The organism is Agromyces humi (assembly GCF_009720255.1).
Taxonomy (GTDB): Bacteria; Actinomycetota; Actinomycetes; order Actinomycetales; family Microbacteriaceae; genus Agromyces; species Agromyces humi.
In genome coordinates this window covers 1-955 of the sequence record NZ_WJSP02000683.1, presented here as the reverse complement: position 1 = coordinate 955, position 955 = coordinate 1, and the positions used below count along the sequence as shown (strand labels likewise).

Below are 955 nucleotides of genomic sequence, written 5' to 3'. Positions count from 1 at the left end.
AGCGCCGCCGCGCTGCGGAGCAGCGTCTTCGAGGGCACGCAGGCCCAGTAGGAGCACTCGCCGCCGACCAGCTCATGCTCGACCAGCACCACCTCGAGCCCGCCCGCCCGGGCGCGGTCGGCCACGTTCTCGCCAACCGGTCCGGCGCCGATGACGACGACGTCCACCTCGCGCTCCATACGTCTCCCTCCGGGCCCGGTCGAGGCCGGGCAGCCATGGCCAGCCTAGGCAGGCACGCCGACGGACGTCACGCGTCGGTCGACGGCGCGTCGCTCGCCGATGCCTGGGGATCCGGTGATTCCGTCGGTACGGATGCGGTGCCGGATGCGATGCCGGATGCCCCGTCATCCGCCGCCCGCGTGCCGCCGGCCGACGTGAGCGCCGCCACGATGCGCAGGATCGTGGGCAGGTCGTCCTCGGCGGCCTCGACCGAGCGCGGCGCGAAGCCGGCGATCGCCGCTCCGGCGAGCGGGAACCGCGCTGCGATGGCGCGAAGGAGCGCGACGAGGGCCGTCGTGTCGACGCCGAAGGGCATCGGATACGACAGGCCGGCCAGCGCCGACGGGTCGAGCACGTCGAGGTCGACGTGCACGAACACCTGGCCCGCGCCCGTCTGCTCGAGCGCGGCGATGACCGCGGTGGGGTCGAGGAGGTCCTCGACGGTGAGGACGCTCACCGCGTGCTCCTCGATGAAGCGCGCCTCCTCATCGTCGATCGCGCGGACGCCGCCGAGCACGAGCCGGGCGGGCGGGATGCGCGTGTCGGCGTCGAGGGCGAGCCCGTCGGCGCCCTCGCCGGCGATCGCGCGCAGGGTCATGCCGCCGAATCCGCCCGACGGGGAGGACTCGGGGGTGTTCAGGTCGGGATGCGCGTCGAGCCACAGCACGGCGAGGTCGCCGCCGGTGCGGCGGGAGGCGTGCGCCACGGCAGCCAGCGATGCACCGCAGTCGCCGCC

At 74.9% G+C, this 955-nt stretch carries 2 protein-coding genes; both read right to left on the bottom strand.

What is annotated here, in order from left to right:
* A partial coding sequence (locus GH736_RS23495) for an FAD-dependent oxidoreductase (protein ID WP_159607483.1) occupies window positions 1-179 on the bottom strand: 179 nt, incomplete at its 3' end.
* Between the two features lie 68 nt (window positions 180-247).
* Window positions 248-955 (bottom strand): arginase family protein (locus GH736_RS23490; protein ID WP_159607481.1); only part of this gene is annotated, 708 nt, incomplete at its 5' end.